The sequence below is a fragment of the Dehalobacter sp. TeCB1 genome (assembly GCF_001707455.1).
Lineage (GTDB): Bacteria > Bacillota > Desulfitobacteriia > Desulfitobacteriales > Syntrophobotulaceae > Dehalobacter > Dehalobacter restrictus.
In genome coordinates, this window is sequence record NZ_MCHF01000012.1 from 22,960 (window position 1) to 41,826 (window position 18,867).

Consider the following 18,867-nt stretch of genomic DNA (forward strand, 5'->3'; position numbering starts at 1 on the left):
AGTATGCTTACAATAAACTTTCGGAAGGGGAAACCGGCATTGGAAGAAAATATTGTGTGCGGGCGCAACGCTGTGACCGAACTGATCAAATCCGGGAATCCGGTGAATAAAGTGCTGATCAAAAATGAAAAGGGGCAGGGAAGAAATTCGGACATACTGCATCTACTTAAAGCGCGCGGCATACCGTACCAATTTGTGGAGAATACTGTCCTGGACAAATATACTGCCGGAGAAAAGCATCAGGGAGTGGTGGCATTTGCTGCTGCCAAAGAATATGCAGAACCATCCGATATTTTGGAGATAGCAAGGCAAAGAGGGGAAGATCCATTTATCCTTGTTCTGGATGAGATCGAGGATCCGCATAATTTAGGGGCTCTTCTTCGAACTGCCGATGCAGCGGGTGTTCATGGGGTGATCATTCCCAAAAGAAGAAGTGCCGCACTCACGCCAGCTGTCGGCAGAACGTCGGCCGGAGCTGTGGAATATGTGCCTGTGGCCAGAGTAAGCAACCTTGTCCAGACACTTAAATATCTCAAAGAAGAGGGCTGCTGGGTATCCGGTGCGGAAGCAGGCGGCAAAGATATCTATCAGGCGGAACTGAAAGGGCCAAGGGTCGTCGTCATTGGCGGAGAGGATAAGGGACTCGGGAGACTGATCCGGGAAACCTGCGATGAAATTATATCCTTGCCAATGTATGGCAGAATTTCATCTTTGAATGCCAGCGTAGCCGGATCCATTATCATGTATGAGGTCCGGAGACAGAGAAATCAGACTTAATCTGCCATATCCCGCCAATCTTCATCTTGACGCTATTTGTGCATTTCAGGTATAATTGTTTTGTTATAAGCATATAATGGAGGCTTCAGCGTTACCTTCGTGAATCGGTTTCGGGAGGGATGGACTTGACTTACAGTATCCAGACAGAGATTCCAGAAGAATTCGAGGCTAATGAATACATAGCGGATGAGGAACTAGTTGAGTTAGCAAAGATCGGTGACGCAGAAGCTCAGGAGTACTTAATCAATAAGTACAAGAATTTTGTCAGGGCAAAAGCCAGATCGTATTTCTTGATCGGCGCGGATAGGGAAGATATCATTCAAGAAGGCATGATTGGACTGTATAAAGCAATTCGTGACTTCCGTGGGGACAAGCTCTCCTCTTTCAGAGCATTTGCCGAGTTATGCATAACTCGGCAGATCATTACAGCAATCAAGACGGCTACCAGACAAAAGCATATTCCGCTCAATTCGTACGTATCACTGAACAAACCTATTTACGATGAGGATTCCGACAGGACGCTCTTGGATGTTATTTCTGGAAATAAGATCACGGATCCCGAGGAACTAATCATCAGCAGGGAAGAATTTGACGATATTGAAGAAAAAATGGGCGAGATTTTAAGTTCGCTCGAATGGGAAGTGCTGATGTCCTATCTTGAAGGCAAATCTTATCAGGAGATTGCCGTTGATCTCGACAGGCATGTCAAATCCATTGACAATGCACTGCAGCGGGTCAAGCGAAAGTTGGAAAGGTATCTGGAGCACAGAGGGGCCTAAAATTCCATACAATATGAATAGAATCACACACTCTGTTTTGTAAATTATTCCAGAAAAAAAACACTTTTTTTTGTTGACAAGTGGCCGTAATCTTTGATACAATACGTTGGTGTCCAATGCCGATGTAGCTCAATTGGTAGAGCAGCTGATTTGTAATCAGCAGGTTGCGGGTTCGAGTCCCATCGTCGGCTCCAATTGAAATGGGTAGGTGGCCGAGTGGTTAAAGGCGGCAGACTGTAAATCTGTTCCGAAAGGTACGGTGGTTCGAATCCATCCCTGCCCACCATTCTATAATTGGAGATATCGAGCTGGAACTTTATTTAACATCGCGGGGTGGAGCAGTGGTAGCTCGTCGGGCTCATAACCCGAAGGTCGTCGGTTCAAATCCGGCCCCCGCAACCAAAGAAAATTAAAGCCTTAGACAAATGTCTAAGGCTTTTGTATTGTATCCTAGTGATTCCTACAAACTGAATTTTTAAACCACAAAAACCCATTTTCTTGTTCCTCCTTTATTTATTCATCAGACTTACATAGGCACTCAGTTCAATATCATCAATCAGGAAATTTACGACAATCGATTTTGGCACGGGTAGGGTCGCCTCACCGTTCTCGCTGATCATAAGGGTCGGAGGCGAGATATCCAGATCAGTGATACCAATTTTTGTGAACTGCGTGCACGTATTAGCACAGACCATATTTCCCATTTCAGAAATTGCGCTTCTGGCCATAGCATCCAGTTCAGCCACCGGCATACCCATCATCATTTTAGAGGCAAACTTTTTGGCAGCTTCAATATCCATCCCGAATAGGATCGCGCCTTTCACTGTTCCGAAAAGTGAGATATTCAGAAGAATACCGTTGTACTGAAAGGCCGCTTCTATTTTGGATACCTTGCGCCGTTCGACCGACTGGAAGCCGAGCTGCGGCAGAACTTCTGTAAAAGCAGTCAGAAGAGGATTAATGATACTTACATCCATATACTCGACCCCTTCTTAAAACCAACACCTAGGAAAATATTCCCGAAGTTGGTTCCTGCCGTCACGGCATCCATTTTAAGATTCGGACTCATAATTTCGGTCCCGGTACCGTAAAACAGACTGGGTGGAGAAACGCTCAGACTATAAGTTTTATCGGACTTATTCAGCATCGAGCAGGCAACTCCGGCAATAATATTGGCCAATTCGGCAACCATGGACAATACCTCTTCACGGTTTCTATGAGCGCGTTTCAGGAGCATCTCAACAATTCTTTCCGCTGTCTCCATCGACATATCTAAGATCATAGATCCGGAGTGGCGGCCGATCAGCCCGATAACAGCTGTAATTCCCTGGGATAAGTAATGGTCTCCAAAATTTTCGTATGAAGCAAAAGAAACGGGTGATTTGGTCATCCGGGCAATATTCTGGGTTAGAGATTCCTTAAAGGTTTCCAGACCATAGGCAAGCAGATGGTCATAATGAATATCCGGTGCCATAACGTTGTTGATCATCTGGACCAGGTAGTCGCTGTCAACAGGTTTTTGAATGTATCCGGAAATCCCGATGCGGCGCGCTTCAACTTCCGATTCTTCATCTTTCATCGAGCTGACAAGAATAATCTTTGCATTGGGGTCTTTTACAAAAAGGGCACGGCTGCACTCAAATCCGTCCATATCCGGCATAACAATATCCATCGTTACGACATCGGGTCTGCACCGTTCATATGTTTCGATTAAGCTGTCGTAGGAATCGGCTTCCCCGACGACTTCCAAGCCGCTGTCGCGAAGTATTTCCACAATGAGTGTTCTTGAAAACAGAGAGTCGTCAACGACCATTACTTTTATTGCACTCACTTTTTCGGATTACCCCCATTCAATGCCAGTACTAAGGTACTAGTCAATATGCACTCTAAATTATAGCAAGTAATTTTTGGGATTGCTATCATTGATATGGGGTTATCAATAAATAGAACAAATTTAACCGGTCTAATTCAAAAACAAAGCCAGGCTGTTGCCTGGCTGCTATTTTTTGGATCTATTCATACTCTCTTTTTTTATCCAGGGCTTCGTCCCGGATTTCCGCCCTCATTCCGTTTAGCGCATCACGCCTCCGTTCGTTCTTCTCTTTCAGATCTTTCTTACTTTTAGGATCATCAGTTTTCGCAATCATTTCATCAGCAAGCTCCATATTCTGGATCGTGTGATTAATATTTTTTTGGATTCTGTCGGCATTATCCCTGCGGTCATCCGGATTGTGTTTCATTAATACTGTTCCTCCTTTGGTCTGCACTTAAAAAAATTTGTTGCAAGTATATTGTTTGAGGAGTGAACAAGTCTTATACCATAAAATTTTAAAGCAGTTTCTTTACATTGTATAAAGATCTTAAAACCAGCCAGTTCTGGGGAAAATATCTTCCGATCGTCCAGTAGCTTATGCCCCCGATCCGAAATTCTTTGGCCAGGGTCAGTTTGGCATAGATGCTTCGGGCATCTTCAAACCATACTTCGTGCTTTTTGCTGGCATCGTCGTAGTAGGTAAAATACGGAGACTGCGCTGTTGAATCATAATGGATTGCTATCTTTTCAGTTCTGGCCAGATCTACCGCCCCGCTGTTGGAGACTGTTCTGGCGGCAGTACCGGAAACGTATGGAAGGGTCCAGTCATAGCCATAATTGGGGATACCCATAAAGATTTTCTGTCTCGGAATAGCCGACACCGCATAGGTCAATACTTTGCGCACTTCATTTACAGGAGCGACTGCTTTGGGTGGGCTGTAGGTGTAGCCCCATTCATAGGTCATTAGGATGACGTGGTTGGCCAGAGCCCCGTGAACAGGATAGTCATGGGCTTCGTATAGCAGACCTTTTTGATCGGCAGTCAGCTTAGGAGCGAGAGCTGTCGTCACAGGATAGCCTAAAGGGCGGAGCGTATTAACGATCCTTCGGAGAAAGTTGTTATAGTTTTCCCGGTCGGATGGATAGATATATTCAAAATCAATATCGAGGCCGTAATAGTTTTTTTCTCTCAGCGTTCTGATAACCTGACTGATTAAAGTATTCTGAGCAGTCTGGTTCGTCAGGATGGATCTGGCCAGCGTACTGTTGAAGCTTCCGCCCTGCTGGATATTCGTAATGACCATTAGTGGAGCTGTCTGGGCTTCTCTTGCTGCCTGAATCAGCGGTTCATCCGGAATCGTATTCAGGGTGCCGTCCGCGTTGACCTGATAACTGAAGATACTAAGATATGTAAGATGGCGAAGGCTTTTTCGGAGAATGTCTCTGTTAATATTCGGAAAGGCATACCCGTTCACTTCTATCGTTCCATAGCTGGCAGCTGCTGCCGGAATCGCAATAGTCTGACCGGCATAGATACGGCTCGGATCTGTTATCCGTGGATTGGCGGCGAGTAAAGCATTCACCGTTACTCCGTGTTTTTGGGCAATCAGATAAAGCGACTCACCGGCGGTAACCGTATGTGTCCCGCTACTTTCCAGAATGACCAGCGTCTGCCCGACAACCAGCTGATTTGGATTGGTCAGTTCATTATCCGCAATTATTTTCTGGGGTGAGACCCCGTATTTGCGGGCAATGGAATAGATGCTCTGTCCTGAGCTTACAACATGAATTTTCAAGAAACACACTTCCTTTTTCATACTGTATGCTTCAGAGAAAAAAGAAGTGTTTGGGTGCGGGTTTATTATTCGGGACAGGTTGTGTTATCATAAGACAATAAACACAAGGAATAAACCTTAAGGAGCTGTGGAATGAATATCGGAGCCAGGACGTTAAAGACAAGTCTCGCTGTGGCAGTCAGTGTTTATATCTGTATCCTTTTGGATATTGAGCCATCTTTGTTTGCTGCGACATCGGCAGTGGTTTGTATGCAGCAATCACTCGGAAGAAGTTTTCGAAATGCGCTCGAAGAAATTATGGTAAACATCATTGCAATTATTGTGGCTGTGGCGATCGGACTGGCCATACCGCTGCAGTTTCTGAGTATGGCACTTGCAACGATCGTTCTGATCATCATATTTACGACAGTGATTAAAGTGCCAAACCAGATCGTACTGGCGGTCATTTCAGCTATTTTTATCCTGGCTTCTCCACAGGAGCAGTTTTTGTCCCATGCCGTTTCAAGGTCGCTGGCCATCCTTATCGGACTGGTGACAGCCAATGTGATCAATTTGACGATCGTACCTCCGCGTTACCAAAAAGTGCTTGAGGATAAACTGATTGAACTAAATAATTTTGCTGTCCGGATGTTTGTCGATGCAGTGAACCGGTATCTATACCTGAACCTGGCTTCCGAAGAAGAAATGCATAAAAATAAAGCGGAATTCAACAGCTTGTTTCAGGAAGCTGAGAATTTGTATGATTTATACCGCAAAGAGTGGAACGTCTTGTGGTTCGGTAAAAACAAGAAAGATCCCAAGGCCCGTAAACCATTATATAAGGAATATTTAAATTACAGCCGGGGCCTCTGGCAAAGATCACAGGACTTGCTTTTTCTTGCCGCAGAACGAAAAACCCGCCGGGAGGAAGCCAATGATCCGGCGGTGAGTGCTGAATTTGAACATGTTTTTGAAATGCTGCACAATGTGATGTTCAGTGCAACAAGCTACAATCTGCAGCTTCAGAAGAAGGTCAAGGGAGAAGAGGCAGCTCAGTTTCCCGAATTACGTGTCTGGAGCAAACTGCACGCTATTTTGAATGAATGGCAGGAGAATACACCCTCGACAAGCTTTTACTATCATGCACTGATTGAATTGTCTGTTGTTACCTACAGCATTCGCTGGTTTGCGAAGGAGTCCTCCCGGCTGCTGAATCTGGAGATGGAAATGAGTGTCTGAAGAAGACTAGATGCAGCTTGATTTGATAGTATTGTAGGGTTTACAGCTGCAGGCCAAACAGTTTTCTGCCGTTTTCCCAGAGAATTTTCTGGTTTTCCTCTTTCGTCAGGCCAAGAGATAGGAAACGCTCAAGTTCGGCTTCGGGAGACCACATCGGGTAATCCGTGCCAAACAGGACTTTGTCAACACCATGGGAGCGGATAATTTCAACGGCTGTTTCTTTTTCTGTTAACATCAGGGAACTGGACGTATCGATGTAGACATTTCGTTTGAACAGGCTGTGGTCAAAATCATCCCACATACTCCAGCCACCCAGATGGGCTGCAATCACCACCAAATTAGGAAATATTTTCAGAATGTGGGCAAGTCTGTGCGGATTGGAGTAATCCGTGCGCGTATCTCCGACATGAAAAAGGATCGGCAATTTGCTTTCTGCTGCCTCGTATATAGGAAACAAAGATGGATTATCAATGTTATATTCCTGAAAATCCGGGTGAAGCTTTAAACCTTTTAAACCGAGTGAAAGTACCCGCTCGATTTCCAGTTGAGGATTAGGAAATTCAGGATGCATGGTGCCGAAGCCGACGAACCGCGAATCGGTGCAAACACCGGCAATGAAATCGTTGATTGACTCGACTTGTTCTGTTCTCGTAGCGGTGGAGGAAATCAAAAAGCGGTTGATCCCGACGCCTGCGCCGGAAGCGATCAGATCGGAGGCGGTTCCTTTTCCAGGCTCCATATCTTGAATAAGTTCGTCGTAGAAGGACAAGATGGAATTGACTGCCCTGGGAGCTACTTTTTGCGGAAAAATATGGGCATGGGCATCAAAAATGTTTGGATAATCTGGATTGGACATAAGACAGACCTCTAATTCTTTTTTTATTTTCTAAGCACAGTTATGATATAATGAATAAATATCGACAATAATACAATCCTAATTCGTTCTGCCTATTTTGGCAAGAGAATTTCACAGTTTATTTGCGGCATACAAAGGAATCTTCCTTGACAAAGACTTTATTATTGTGTTAAATTATTCTGTGCGACTTGTAAAATATGCAGTTTAATGCCATTGCCGGGGGGGTGTTCCGAATGCGTGTTGCAATTACATTGGCTTGTACTGAGTGCAAAAACAGAAATTATCAGTCCAATAAGAATAAGAAAAATGACCCAGATCGTATAGAGATCAAAAAATATTGCAGAACTTGCAAAGCTCATACTGTTCATAAGGAAACAAAATAGTACGAACCGGAAGAATATTCCGTTAAGGATGTGAAAATATGGCAGTGGCAAAGAAAGCAGATACCACAGGTGCAAAAGGCGGCTTTCTTAATAGGTTTAAGAACCCCGGAAAACGGTTTGCTTTTTTTCGTGAGGTTGGGCTTGAGCTGAAAAAAGTACATTGGCCGACTCGTCAGACGTTGCTGACGTATACCGGTGTCGTGCTTGTTTCTGTGGCAATTGTTGCTTTGTTGATTTGGATTGTAGACAGTGGCTTGACTTACGCAATGACCAACTTGCTTGGTATTTAACAATTCATTTGACAATTGGATGAATCTTTCTTAGGAGGCTTTCGGTTAATGACGAAGAACTGGTATGTTATTCACACTTATTCCGGATATGAGAACAAGGTGAAAACAAATCTGGAAAAACGCGTGGAATCCATGAATATGGAGGATAAAATTTTTCGCGTTTTAGTTCCTATGGAAGACGAGATCGAAATAAAGAACGGCAAGAAAAAAATCTCCAAACGCAAGGTGTTTCCAGGTTACGTTTTAGTGGAGATGGACATGACTGACGACTCTTGGTATGTGGTCCGCAATACACCTGGGGTGACCGGGTTTGTAGGAAGCGGCAGCAAACCGATTCCGCTTCTGGATCCAGAGGTCGCTGTTATTTTACGCCAAATGGGACTCGAGAAAATCCGCACCAAGATTGACGTTGTTGTCGGGCAGTCTGTCCGGGTCATTTCCGGTCCGTTCAAAGACTTTATTGGTGTTGTGAAAGAGGTCCTCGAAGAAAAGCAAAAAGTCAGGGTCTCGGTTTCCATGTTTGGGAGAGAGACGCCGGTCGAACTCGAGTTTGGGCAAGTGGAAAAGCTTGACTAAATAGATATTCCACAGCAAGGAGGTGTAATTATGGCAAAGAAAGTTATTGGGCTGGTAAAATTGGCAATCACCGCAGGTAAGGCAAATCCGGCACCTCCGGTTGGTCCTGCTTTGGGTCAGCACGGTGTTAATATCATGGGCTTCTGCAAAGAATACAATGAAAGAACGAAGGATCAGGCTGGACTGATCATTCCTGCAGAGATTACGATTTATGAAGACCGTTCCTTTACTTTTGTTCTGAAGACTCCGCCGGCATCCGTATTGCTTAAGAAGGCAGCCAACATTCCGTCTGGTTCCGCTGTTCCGAACAAGCAAAAGGTTGCGAAAGTGACCAAAGATCAGGTTAGGGAAATTGCTGAACAAAAGATGAAAGACTTAAATGCAGCAAGCATTGAAGCTGCAATGCGTATGGTCGAAGGTACTGCGCGCAGTATGGGAATCGATATTGATTGATTCCGTTGAACAATGTGGGAGGGTTTGGCCCGAAGACCACAAGGAGGTTAAAGAAAGATGCCAAAAAGAGGTAAGAAATACCTTGATGCTTTAAAAGCATTTGATAATCAGGCTGTGTTTGAGCCGGCCGAAGCAATTGGTGTTGTAAAAACCAATGCCAAAGCAAAATTTGATGAGACAGTTGAAGTTGCTTTCAAATTAGGAATCGATACCCGCCATGCTGATCAGCAGATCCGCGGAGCGGTTGTTCTTCCACATGGAACAGGCAAAACTTTAAGTGTACTTGTTTTTGCCAAGGGAGACAAAGCCAAGGAAGCCGAAGCTGCCGGCGCTGATTTTGTCGGAGCTGAAGAAATGGTTGAGAAAATTCAACAAGGCTGGTTTGGTTTTGACGTTGCTGTAGCGACACCGGATATGATGGGTACTGTCGGTAAGCTGGGTAAGCTTTTGGGACCTAAGGGCCTCATGCCGAACCCGAAGACCGGAACTGTATCGTTTGATGTCGAAAGAGCAGTTAAAGAAATTAAAGCCGGTAAAGTGGAATACAGGGCTGATAAAGCCGGTATTATCCATGTACCGATCGGCAAGGTTTCTTTTGATCAGGATAAGCTGATGGACAACTACAAAACCATTGCCGAAGTTGTCACAAAAGCAAAACCTGCAGCTGCCAAAGGACAGTATGTCCGTAGCGTAACGGTATCTTCCACCATGGGACCAGGAGTGAAAATCAATCCTTTGAAAATTGTCTAAAGACTTTTTAAGGGCTGAGATATACCGACTAGACTGAAAAAAATTAATAACATTTTCCGCTGTAGAAAGCAGGCGCTTTATTAAGCTTAATATCCTGCCGAGGTGGAGACAAGATCGTCTTTTGAAGACATGAAAGACATTAATAATCTTGCCTCTGCGCCCAGCAGAGGCTTGTTTATTGACAGCCATGGATGGCAACGAAACGCATACGACAGTATGCGTTCGGAAGGAGGTGTGTGTATGCCAAATTTTGAAGAGAAGCAAAAAGTTGTTGAAGATATCAAACAGAAGTTTGAAGGTGCAAACGGAGTGATTCTGGCAGACTACAGAGGTCTGACGGTATCGCAGGTGACCAATTTGAGAGTGGAACTGCGCCAGGCCGGTATTGAATACCGCGTATTGAAAAATACAATGGTTCGCCGGGCTGCAGATGAAATCGGGATTACCGGTTTGGATGAATTTCTGGAAGGTCCCACTGCTTTAGCCTTTTCTGCAGATCCTGTTGCTCCTGCGAAGATTCTCAGTGAATTCAGCAAGAAAAACAAGAGCCTGACCATTAAGGCCGGGGTTCTTGACGGCAAGGTCATTAACGCTGAAAAAGTAAAAGATCTCGCAAATCTTCCGTCCAGAGAAGTTCTTCTTTCCCAAGTACTTGCTGGAATGCAAGGCCCGCTTCAAGGAATGGTCAATGTTCTGCAAGGGCCTATCCGCAAATTTGGTTATGCTTTGGAAGAAGTTCGTAAACTTAAAGAAGCCCAGGCATAGTCGAGGCACGGGATTCGATGCCCGAGGCCCGATGCATGCGCAGACTCTGGGACTATCCAACATCTGACACGAAGGTTTGGACGGTACCGGGTACCGGATGTTAACAGATCTAATGACTGGTCAAAACAAAAATGAAAAATATGTGAATTATTTTAAGGAGGATATTCTAATGTCCAAAACTGCTGAAATTTTAGAAGCCGTAAAAGGTATGACCGTTCTTGAGCTTGCTGAGCTCGTTAAAGCTTTCGAAGAAGAGTTTGGTGTAAGCGCTGCTGCTCCCGCAGCTGTTATGGCTGCCCCGGCAGCTGGTGCTGCTGCTCCTGTTGCTGAAGAGCAAACAGAATTTGATGTTATCCTGACCAGCGCCGGCGCTGCAAAGATCAACGTCATCAAAGTTGTCCGTGAAATCACTGGTCTGGGTTTAAAAGAAGCTAAAGATCTTGTTGACGGTGCACCGAAACCTGTCAAAGAAAAAATTGCCAAAGAAGAAGCTGAAGCCATCAAAGCTAAACTTGTTGAAGCTGGTGCCGGCGTAGACGTAAAATAATCTGAAACGAAAAGTGTACCGCAGACTGAACCGGCCATGCTTAAGCCGGTTCAGTTTTTATTTGACGCCGGGTGCTCATGGATGCCAAATGTGTTCTGAACCAGACTAATGGAATGTAGAAACAGGCAAAAAATATCTAAATGCCTTTAACTTTTTGGAATTTAATATATAATAATAGATATTTAACCTATAATGCCAGAAAAATGTTGCAGGAATGATGATTAGTAAATAAAATATACTTGACAAATATCGGTATACTTGTTAGGATTAATAACTGTCACTGTGATCTTAAGCTAAGACAAACCAATAAAGTTGGGAGATAATAGTGTGGATGTATTGCATCTCATGTGAGGCAGCTCCATAAGCATTGAAGCGAGGTTTTTTCCCAAAAAGCCTTGCTTTTGGTTGTTTATGCCTATCTGCTCTTTACTTTTTGGTGTTTGGATAGTAATGGATATTTGTATTAAGGTATTCGCAAACAATTATAATTATTTCTTGATTATCTAGTTTTCTGTTGGAACGATCAGGAAAAAACACTGGAAGGGTGAAACGGCATGGTGAATCCTATCAAAGTTGGAACAAGAGAACGGGCAAGTTATGCGAGGCTTCGGGAAGTTCTGGATATGCCCAACTTAATCGAAATTCAACAGAATTCCTACGAGTGGTTTCTGAAGGAAGGGCTTCGCGAAATGTTTCGCGACATTTCCCCGATTCAGGATTTTACCGGAAATCTGGTTTTGGAATTCATAGACTACAGCCTCGGCGATCCAAAATATGAGGTCGAGGAATGCAAAGAACGTGACGTTACGTTTGCAGCGCCTCTCAGAGTCAAAGTACGCCTTATTAATAAGGAAACAGGAGAGGTTAAGGAGCAGGAAGTGTTCATGGGGGACTTTCCCCTGATGACCGATAAAGGCACCTTCATTATTAATGGTGCGGAACGTGTTATTGTCAGTCAGTTGGTAAGATCGCCCGGTGTTTATTATTCTGAAACAATCGACACCAGCGGTAAAAAGCTTTACGGCGCAACAATTATTCCGAACCGTGGTGCCTGGCTGGAATTTGAGACAGATATTAATGATAATATTTTTGTCCGGGTTGACAGAACCCGTAAACTACCGGCTACTGTACTGGTCAGAGCCCTTGGCTATTCAACCAATGGCCGGATCCTCGAAGCGTTCGATGACAATGAGAACGTTAAAATTACGCTGGAAAGAGACAATACGGAATCAACGGAAGAAGCGCTGGTTGAGATTTATAAACGTCTTCGTCCTGGAGAACCGCCTACGGTGGAGAGTGCCCGCAGTCTTCTGGAATCCTTGTTCTTTGATCCCAGAAGATATGACCTGGCAAAAGTAGGCCGTTATAAGCTGAACAACAAACTGGGTCTGGATATTCCCAAGAACATACGGCATTTAACATCTGAGGACATCATCGCATCGATTTCTCGGATGCTTAAAATAATTAATGGTGAAGGACATATTGATGATATTGATCACCTTGGCAACAGACGTTTGCGTTCGGTTGGCGAGCTTCTTCAGAATCAGTTCAGAATCGGTCTCTCCCGTATGGAGAGAGTGGTAAGAGAGAGAATGACGATTCAGGACATTGAGGGGATTACACCTCAGGTGCTGATCAATATACGTCCAGTCGTGGCCGCAATTAAAGAGTTTTTTGGAAGCAGCCAGTTATCACAGTTTATGGACCAGACCAATCCGCTGGCCGAGCTTACACATAAACGCCGTCTCAGCGCGCTGGGACCTGGTGGTTTAAGCAGAGAGAGAGCCGGATTTGAAGTGCGCGACGTGCATCATTCCCACTATGGCCGGATGTGCCCGATTGAAACGCCTGAGGGTCCGAACATTGGCTTGATTGGTTCACTCAGCACATATGGACGCATTAATGAGTATGGCTTTATTGAGGCACCTTACCGCAAAGTAGAAAATGGCAAAGTGACGGATGAGATCCATTACTTAACAGCTGATGAAGAGGAAAAATATATTATTGCCCAGGCCAATGCCGCTGTTGGTGAAAATGGGGAGTTTTTAAGCGAAAAGATCGAAGCGCGCCACGGCGAAGATTTCGTCCTGGTTCCGCCGGTAAACATTCAGTATATGGACGTTTCGCCGAAGCAGATGGTATCGATTGCGACCGCCTTGATTCCATTCCTCGAGCATGACGATGCTAACCGTGCTCTGATGGGTTCCAACATGCAGCGTCAAGCTGTGCCTCTACTCAGAACAGATGCGCCGTATATTGGCACCGGCATGGAGTATAAGGCTGCTGTTGATTCCGGTGTTTGTCTGGTTTCTCCAAAAGAAGGAACTGCTTTACGGGTTACTTCCGATGAGATCATCATTCAAAACAATGACGGTACAACAACCCGGAATAGACTTTTGAAATACACGCGCAGCAACCAGGGAACCTGTATCAATCAGAAACCGATTGTTGTCAAAGGCCAGAGAATCGATGCTGGTCAGGTAATTGCCGACGGCCCGTCAACAGATAACGGAGAACTTGCCCTCGGGCGAAACGTTCTGGTAGCGTTTATGCCCTGGGAAGGATACAACTATGAGGATGCTATTCTGATCAGCGAGAAGCTGGTGAAAGAAGATTATTTTACGTCCATTCATATTGAGGAATACGAAGCAGATGCCCGGGATACCAAACTTGGGCCTGAAGAGATTACCAGAGATATTCCAAACGTCGGAGAAGATGTTTTGAAAGATCTTGACGAACGTGGTATTATCCGGATCGGTGCCGAAGTGCGCCCTGGAGATATCTTAGTGGGCAAGGTTACTCCGAAAGGGGAAACGGAGCTTACGGCTGAAGAGCGCCTGCTAAGAGCAATCTTTGGTGAGAAAGCCAGAGAAGTCAGGGATACTTCTTTACGTGTTCCGCATGGCGAGGCCGGAAAAGTTGTTGATGTTAAAGTATTTAAGCGTGAGAACGGCGATGAACTGGCCCCTGGGGTCAACCAGCTTGTAAGAGTCTATATTGCCCAGAAACGTAAGATATCCGTCGGCGATAAAATGGCTGGAAGACACGGAAACAAAGGGGTTATTTCCAGAATTATGCGCCAGGAGGATATGCCTTTCATGCCGGACGGCACGCCGATTGAAATCGTTCTGAATCCGCTCGGTGTTCCATCTCGTATGAATATCGGACAGGTTCTGGAAACCCATCTTGGTTGGGCGGCGAAAGCACTGGGCATGTATATTGCCACACCGGTTTTTGACGGAGCCAGAGAAGATGATGTCTTTGATACCTTGAGAAAGGCCGGACTTCCCGGACATGGAAAATCCGTTCTTTATGACGGCCGTACCGGTGAGCCTTTTGATAATGAAGTTACTGTTGGCTACATGTATATGCTGAAACTTCACCATCTTGTTGATGACAAGATCCATGCCCGTTCTACAGGGCCGTACTCGCTGGTCACCCAGCAGCCGCTCGGCGGGAAAGCGCAGTTCGGTGGTCAGCGCTTCGGTGAGATGGAAGTTTGGGCACTTGAAGCTTATGGCGCATCGTTTACGCTGCAGGAGATACTTACCGTTAAGTCCGATGATGTGGTAGGTAGGGTCAAGACCTACGAAGCAATTGTCAAAGGTGAGAATATTCCTGAGCCGGGTGTGCCAGAATCGTTTAAGGTACTCATCAAGGAATTGCAGAGCCTTGGACTTGATGTTTCCGTACTTTCGGAAGAAGATCAGGAAATTGAAATTAAGGATCTGGATGATGATGTCACAGAAGTTGCCCATGAACTGGGAATGGATGATCAGTATTCCGTGATTGATGCCAATGACGAAAGCGGCATTGGCTATGATAATGAAGATGAGACTCTTGATGAAGATTTGGATGGCGATTTGAATGACAAAACTGAAGATTTCCCTGTCCTGAGTGTTCCCGAGTCTGACCTTGGTAATGATCTTGTTAATGATCTGGACAATGATTTCAGCGACAACATGGATGATGATTTTGATCCGGATTACAAGTAAAGTGTGCGTTTAGATCGAGAAAGCTTGATGGGCGAAAGGAGAGAATACCGTGCTTGATGTGAATAATTTTGAGAGGATGCGTATCGGGTTGGCTTCTCCGGAGATGATCCGCAAATGGTCCTATGGGGAAGTAAAAAAACCTGAAACCATTAATTACCGCACCTTAAAGCCCGAAAGAGAAGGCCTTTTCTGTGAAAAAATATTTGGCCCTACCCGTGACTGGGAGTGCCACTGCGGTAAATATAAGAGAGTCCGTTATAAAGGCATTATTTGTGACCGATGCGGTGTTGAAGTAACGAGGTCTAAAGTCCGCCGCGAGAGAATGGGACATATTGAGCTGGCTGCGCCGGTTTCCCATATCTGGTACTTCAAAGGGATTCCGAGCAGAATGGGGCTTCTGCTGGACATGTCACCACGTTCCCTGGAAAAAGTTCTATATTTTGTCGCGTATATCGTTGTTGATCCAAAGGATACCTCCCTGATGAAAAAACAGCTTCTTACCGAGACAGAATACAGGGAGGCCAGGGAAAAATACGGCAGTGGCTTCAAGGCAGAGATGGGTGCTGAGGCCATCAAGGCGTTATTGGCCGAGATTGATCTAGATAAACTGAACGAAGAACTTCGCACCGAGCTTAAGGAAGTGTCCGGTCAGCGAAAAATCAGGGCGATCAGACGTCTGGAAGTTGTCGAAGCATTTAAACAGTCCGGAAACAGTCCGGAATGGATGGTTCTTGATGCGATCCCGGTTATTCCACCAGAACTGCGGCCGATGGTTCAGCTGGACGGCGGAAGGTTTGCAACCTCCGACCTGAATGATCTGTACCGCAGGGTTATTAATAGAAATAACAGGCTGAAAAAGCTTCTTGACCTTGGCGCTCCGGATATTATTGTCCGGAACGAAAAAAGAATGCTTCAAGAAGCTGTTGACGCACTGATTGACAATGGCCGTCGCGGACGGCCTGTTACCGGACCCGGCAACAGGCCGCTAAAATCGTTGAGTGATATGCTGAAAGGTAAGCAGGGAAGATTCCGTCAGAACCTTTTAGGAAAACGTGTTGACTATTCCGGTCGTTCTGTTATCGTTGTAGGGCCGACACTGAAGCTTTCCCAGTGCGGGTTGCCGAAAGAGATGGCGATTGAGCTGTTTAAGCCTTTCGTGATGAAAAACTTAGTTAATGAGGGTTATGCTCATAATATTAAAAGCGCCAAGAGAATGGTGGAAAGGGTAAGACCGGAAGTATGGGATGTCCTGGAAAAAGTCATTGCTGAGCATCCAGTGCTCCTGAACCGTGCCCCAACGCTGCACAGACTTGGAATTCAGGCTTTTGAGCCTATCCTTGTCGAAGGTAAGGCTCTGCAGATTCACCCGCTCGTTTGTACGGCTTACAATGCCGACTTCGATGGGGACCAGATGGCGGTTCACGTGCCGCTTTCCGCTGAGGCTCAGTCTGAAGCTCGGCTGCTGATGCTGTCTGCGCACAATATCCTGAACCCGAAAGACGGACGCCCGGTAGCTTCACCAACCAAAGATATGGTTCTGGGCTGCTACTATCTGACAATGGAAAGACCTGGAGCCCTTGGTGAAGGCAAGATCTTCAAGGATCTGGATGAAGCGGTTCTGGCGTACAATTCCAAAGCTGTCCATCTTCAAGCCTTGATCAAGGTGCGCAAGGATGGAAAACTTCTGGAGACAACGACAGGAAGACTCATTTTCAATACCGTTATTCCTGAAGAAGCCGGTTATATAAACGAAATGGTCACTAAGAAGTCTTTAGATAAAATTGTTGCCAAGACTTACCGTTTTTGCGGTTACGAGAAGACAGCCTTATTGCTGGACGGAATAAAAAATCTAGGCTTTAAGTTTTCGACACGAGCCGGAGTCACGGTCGGTATTGACGATATCCAGGTTCCCGAAGTCAAGAGAACGATTCTGGCCGAGGCGGATATTGCTGTTGCTAAGACCGAACAGCAGTACCGACGCGGTCTCATTACCGATGAAGAGCGCAAGATCCTTGTTATCGAAATCTGGACTAAAGCCAATGATTCCGTAACGAAAGCTTTGATGGAATCACTGGATAAGTTTAATCCGGTTTATATGATGGCCAATTCCGGAGCGCGTGGTAATATTCAGCAGCTGCGTCAGCTGGCAGGGATGCGCGGACTGATGGCAGACCCGTCAGGCCGAACGATTGAACTGCCTATTAAAGCCAACTTCCGTGAAGGCCTGACTGTGTTGGAGTACTTTATCTCTTCGCACGGTGCGCGTAAAGGTTTGGCTGACACCGCACTCAGAACTGCCGACTCCGGGTATCTGACCCGCAGACTCGTCGATGTATCCCAGGACGTCATTGTCCGGGAGGATGATTGCGGCTCCGATAAAGGCATTATGGTCGAAGACATCAAGGAAGGCAGTGAAATGATCGAAAAACTGGAAGAACGTCTGGTAGGACGCTTCCTGGTAAGAGAGATCCGTCATCCTGAAACAGGCGAACTGCTAGCTTCTCCCGATTACGAAATCAGTGAAGAACAAGCTAAAGCGATTGCTGATGTATATGATAAAGTTGAGATAAGGTCCGTGCTGAACTGTAAGACCCGTTACGGCGTTTGCAAGAAATGCTACGGCAGAAACCTTGCCACCGGACGTCAGGTTGAAATCGGCGAAGCAGTCGGCATTATCGCTGCCCAATCTATCGGTGAACCTGGAACCCAGCTTACGATGCGTACTTTCCACACCGGTGGTGTTGCTGGAGACGACATTACTCAGGGTCTGCCGAGGGTAGAGGAACTGTTTGAAGCACGCAAGCCCAAAGGCCAGGCGATTATCTCCGAAATCAGTGGCACAATTACGATCAGAGAAGTCAAAGGCCGCAGAGAAGTGGAAGTCACGAGCGAAACCGGGGAACAAGGAATCTATACCATACCGTTTGGTTCCCGCCTCAAAGTCAAGAATGGCCAGGTCATTTCCCCTGGTGACGAATTGACCGAAGGCAGCATTAATCCTCATGATACGCTGAAGATCAAGGGAATAATCGGTGTACAGGTCTATCTGCTCGGAGAAGTTCAGCGGGTATACCGTCTGCAGGGCGTTGATATCAATGACAAGCATATCGAGGTGATGGTTCGGCAGATGCTCAGAAAAGTTAAGATAGAAGAAGCCGGAGACACCAGCCTTCTACCCGGCGGACTGATCGATATCTTCGAGTTTGAGGAGGAAAACGCGAAAGTCTTGCAGGAAGGCGGAGAACCTGCTGAATGCCGTCCGGTTCTGCTCGGAATTACCAAGGCTTCTCTCGCTACCGATTCCTTCCTCTCGGCAGCATCCTTCCAGGAGACAACCAGAGTACTCACGGAAGCTGCTATTAAAGGAAAAGTCGATCCGTTGATTGGCCTGAAAGAGAATGTCATCATCGGAAAACTAATCCCTGCCGGTACCGGGATGTCCAAATACCGCACCCTGAAGGTCACAGACAGCGGGGTCCTTCAGTCGAGGACTGAAGTCTAGAGCAATTGTGTTCTTGACATGGAAATAGGCTACTGCTAAAATAGTATAGTCTGATTTTAGAATAGGGGAGGAGAGCATTTTAAATGCTTGATGAATCTATAAAAAAAACGCAAAGAGTTGTGGTTGGTTTTAAACAAACCAGCCGGGCGCTGGAGAAAGGCGAAGTCGGCAGTATTTATCTTGCCAAGGATGCAGATCAAAAGCTTCTTCGCCCGATCCTGGAGATGTGTGCTGTCAGACAAATTGAAATCAAGGAAGTTCCTACGATGACTGAATTGGGTAAAGCCTGTGGTATTAAAGTGGGTGCTGCAGTCGCAGCCATTCTGAATGACTAGGGTTCCTATAAACAGCTTTCTTGGTTGCCAAA

Annotated in this window: 18 protein-coding genes, 3 tRNA genes and 1 other annotated feature; of the genes, 16 read left to right on the forward strand and 5 right to left on the reverse strand. The window is 45.8% G+C overall.

Annotation, left to right across the window (positions count from 1 at the left end; genetic code table 11):
* Positions 1-39 precede the first annotated feature (39 nt).
* The 5 genes from rlmB (at position 40) to A7D23_RS03410 (ending at position 1,958) form a co-directional block, all read left to right on the forward strand.
* A complete protein-coding gene (gene rlmB, locus A7D23_RS03390; RefSeq protein ID WP_019225197.1) occupies positions 40-777 on the forward strand; it encodes a 23S rRNA (guanosine(2251)-2'-O)-methyltransferase RlmB in 738 nt (245 codons plus the stop codon).
* 125 nt (positions 778-902) lie between these two features.
* Positions 903-1,556: an RNA polymerase sporulation sigma factor SigH gene (gene sigH / locus A7D23_RS03395; protein ID WP_025205203.1), complete on the forward strand. Its 654-nt coding sequence runs from the start codon at positions 903-905 to the stop codon at positions 1,554-1,556.
* A gap of 118 nt (positions 1,557-1,674) precedes the next feature.
* Positions 1,675-1,750: transfer RNA gene (locus A7D23_RS03400), tRNA-Thr, on the forward strand.
* Between the two features lie 8 nt (positions 1,751-1,758).
* Positions 1,759-1,842: transfer RNA gene (locus tag A7D23_RS03405), tRNA-Tyr, on the forward strand.
* Positions 1,843-1,883: 41 nt separating this feature from the next.
* Positions 1,884-1,958, forward strand: a tRNA-Met gene (locus A7D23_RS03410).
* Between the two features lie 107 nt (positions 1,959-2,065).
* On the opposite strand, the gene A7D23_RS03415 is transcribed toward A7D23_RS03410, so the two are convergent.
* The 4 genes from A7D23_RS03415 to A7D23_RS03430 form a co-directional block, all read right to left on the reverse strand.
* Positions 2,066-2,533, reverse strand: a complete 468-nt coding sequence (locus tag A7D23_RS03415; RefSeq protein ID WP_015043963.1) for a chemotaxis protein CheX — start codon at positions 2,531-2,533, stop codon at positions 2,066-2,068.
* Positions 2,524-3,387 carry a response regulator gene (locus tag A7D23_RS03420; RefSeq protein ID WP_025205206.1) on the reverse strand — a complete coding sequence of 288 codons (864 nt, stop codon included), beginning with the start codon at positions 3,385-3,387 and terminating at the stop codon, positions 2,524-2,526. The genes A7D23_RS03415 and A7D23_RS03420 overlap by 10 nt, the downstream gene beginning before the upstream one ends.
* 181 nt (positions 3,388-3,568) lie before the next feature.
* Complete coding sequence (tlp, locus tag A7D23_RS03425; RefSeq protein WP_019225200.1) at positions 3,569-3,796, reverse strand: small acid-soluble spore protein Tlp; 228 nt, start codon at positions 3,794-3,796, stop codon at positions 3,569-3,571.
* A gap of 88 nt (positions 3,797-3,884) precedes the next feature.
* On the reverse strand, positions 3,885-5,165 hold the full coding sequence (locus A7D23_RS03430) for a LysM peptidoglycan-binding domain-containing protein (RefSeq protein WP_019225201.1): 1,281 nt from the start codon (positions 5,163-5,165) through the stop codon (positions 3,885-3,887).
* Positions 5,166-5,297: 132 nt separating this feature from the next.
* Here A7D23_RS03430 and A7D23_RS03435 point away from each other — a divergent pair, with 132 nt between their 5' ends.
* Positions 5,298-6,383, forward strand: coding sequence for an aromatic acid exporter family protein (locus A7D23_RS03435; RefSeq protein ID WP_019225202.1), 1,086 nt, complete (start codon positions 5,298-5,300; stop codon positions 6,381-6,383).
* 40 nt (positions 6,384-6,423) lie between these two features.
* Here A7D23_RS03435 and A7D23_RS03440 read toward each other — a convergent pair whose 3' ends face one another.
* Positions 6,424-7,239, reverse strand: coding sequence for an amidohydrolase family protein (locus A7D23_RS03440; protein ID WP_019225203.1), 816 nt, complete (start codon positions 7,237-7,239; stop codon positions 6,424-6,426).
* 233 nt (positions 7,240-7,472) lie between these two features.
* On the opposite strand from A7D23_RS03440, the gene rpmG reads away from it, so the two are divergent.
* The 10 genes from rpmG (at position 7,473) to A7D23_RS03490 (ending at position 18,835) form a co-directional block, all read left to right on the forward strand.
* Positions 7,473-7,622 carry a 50S ribosomal protein L33 gene (rpmG, locus tag A7D23_RS03445; RefSeq protein WP_015043957.1) on the forward strand — a complete coding sequence of 50 codons (150 nt, stop codon included), beginning with the start codon at positions 7,473-7,475 and terminating at the stop codon, positions 7,620-7,622.
* A 38-nt stretch (positions 7,623-7,660) separates the two neighbouring features.
* Positions 7,661-7,912 carry a preprotein translocase subunit SecE gene (gene secE, locus A7D23_RS03450; protein WP_015043956.1) on the forward strand — a complete coding sequence of 84 codons (252 nt, stop codon included), beginning with the start codon at positions 7,661-7,663 and terminating at the stop codon, positions 7,910-7,912.
* Between the two features lie 48 nt (positions 7,913-7,960).
* Positions 7,961-8,488 carry a transcription termination/antitermination protein NusG gene (gene nusG / locus A7D23_RS03455; RefSeq protein ID WP_019225204.1) on the forward strand — a complete coding sequence of 176 codons (528 nt, stop codon included), beginning with the start codon at positions 7,961-7,963 and terminating at the stop codon, positions 8,486-8,488.
* A 30-nt stretch (positions 8,489-8,518) separates the two neighbouring features.
* Positions 8,519-8,941 (forward strand): 50S ribosomal protein L11, encoded by a 423-nt coding sequence (gene rplK, locus A7D23_RS03460; RefSeq protein ID WP_068883193.1) that lies wholly within the window; start codon positions 8,519-8,521, stop codon positions 8,939-8,941.
* A gap of 57 nt (positions 8,942-8,998) precedes the next feature.
* Entirely contained in the window at positions 8,999-9,691 is a 693-nt protein-coding gene (gene rplA / locus A7D23_RS03465) for a 50S ribosomal protein L1 (RefSeq protein WP_015043953.1), read from the forward strand.
* A 41-nt stretch (positions 9,692-9,732) separates the two neighbouring features.
* Positions 9,733-9,877, forward strand: a sequence feature (ribosomal protein L10 leader region).
* A 54-nt stretch (positions 9,878-9,931) separates the two neighbouring features.
* Entirely contained in the window at positions 9,932-10,456 is a 525-nt protein-coding gene (gene rplJ, locus A7D23_RS03470; protein ID WP_068883195.1) for a 50S ribosomal protein L10, read from the forward strand.
* Positions 10,457-10,625: 169 nt separating this feature from the next.
* Positions 10,626-11,003: a 50S ribosomal protein L7/L12 gene (gene rplL / locus A7D23_RS03475; protein WP_019225206.1), complete on the forward strand. Its 378-nt coding sequence runs from the start codon at positions 10,626-10,628 to the stop codon at positions 11,001-11,003.
* A 554-nt stretch (positions 11,004-11,557) separates the two neighbouring features.
* Positions 11,558-14,998 (forward strand): DNA-directed RNA polymerase subunit beta, encoded by a 3,441-nt coding sequence (gene rpoB, locus A7D23_RS03480; protein WP_015043950.1) that lies wholly within the window; start codon positions 11,558-11,560, stop codon positions 14,996-14,998.
* Between the two features lie 49 nt (positions 14,999-15,047).
* Entirely contained in the window at positions 15,048-18,500 is a 3,453-nt protein-coding gene (gene rpoC, locus A7D23_RS03485) for a DNA-directed RNA polymerase subunit beta' (RefSeq protein ID WP_068883197.1), read from the forward strand.
* Positions 18,501-18,583: 83 nt separating this feature from the next.
* Complete coding sequence (locus tag A7D23_RS03490; protein WP_015043948.1) at positions 18,584-18,835, forward strand: ribosomal L7Ae/L30e/S12e/Gadd45 family protein; 252 nt, start codon at positions 18,584-18,586, stop codon at positions 18,833-18,835.
* Positions 18,836-18,867: the final 32 nt, after the last annotated feature.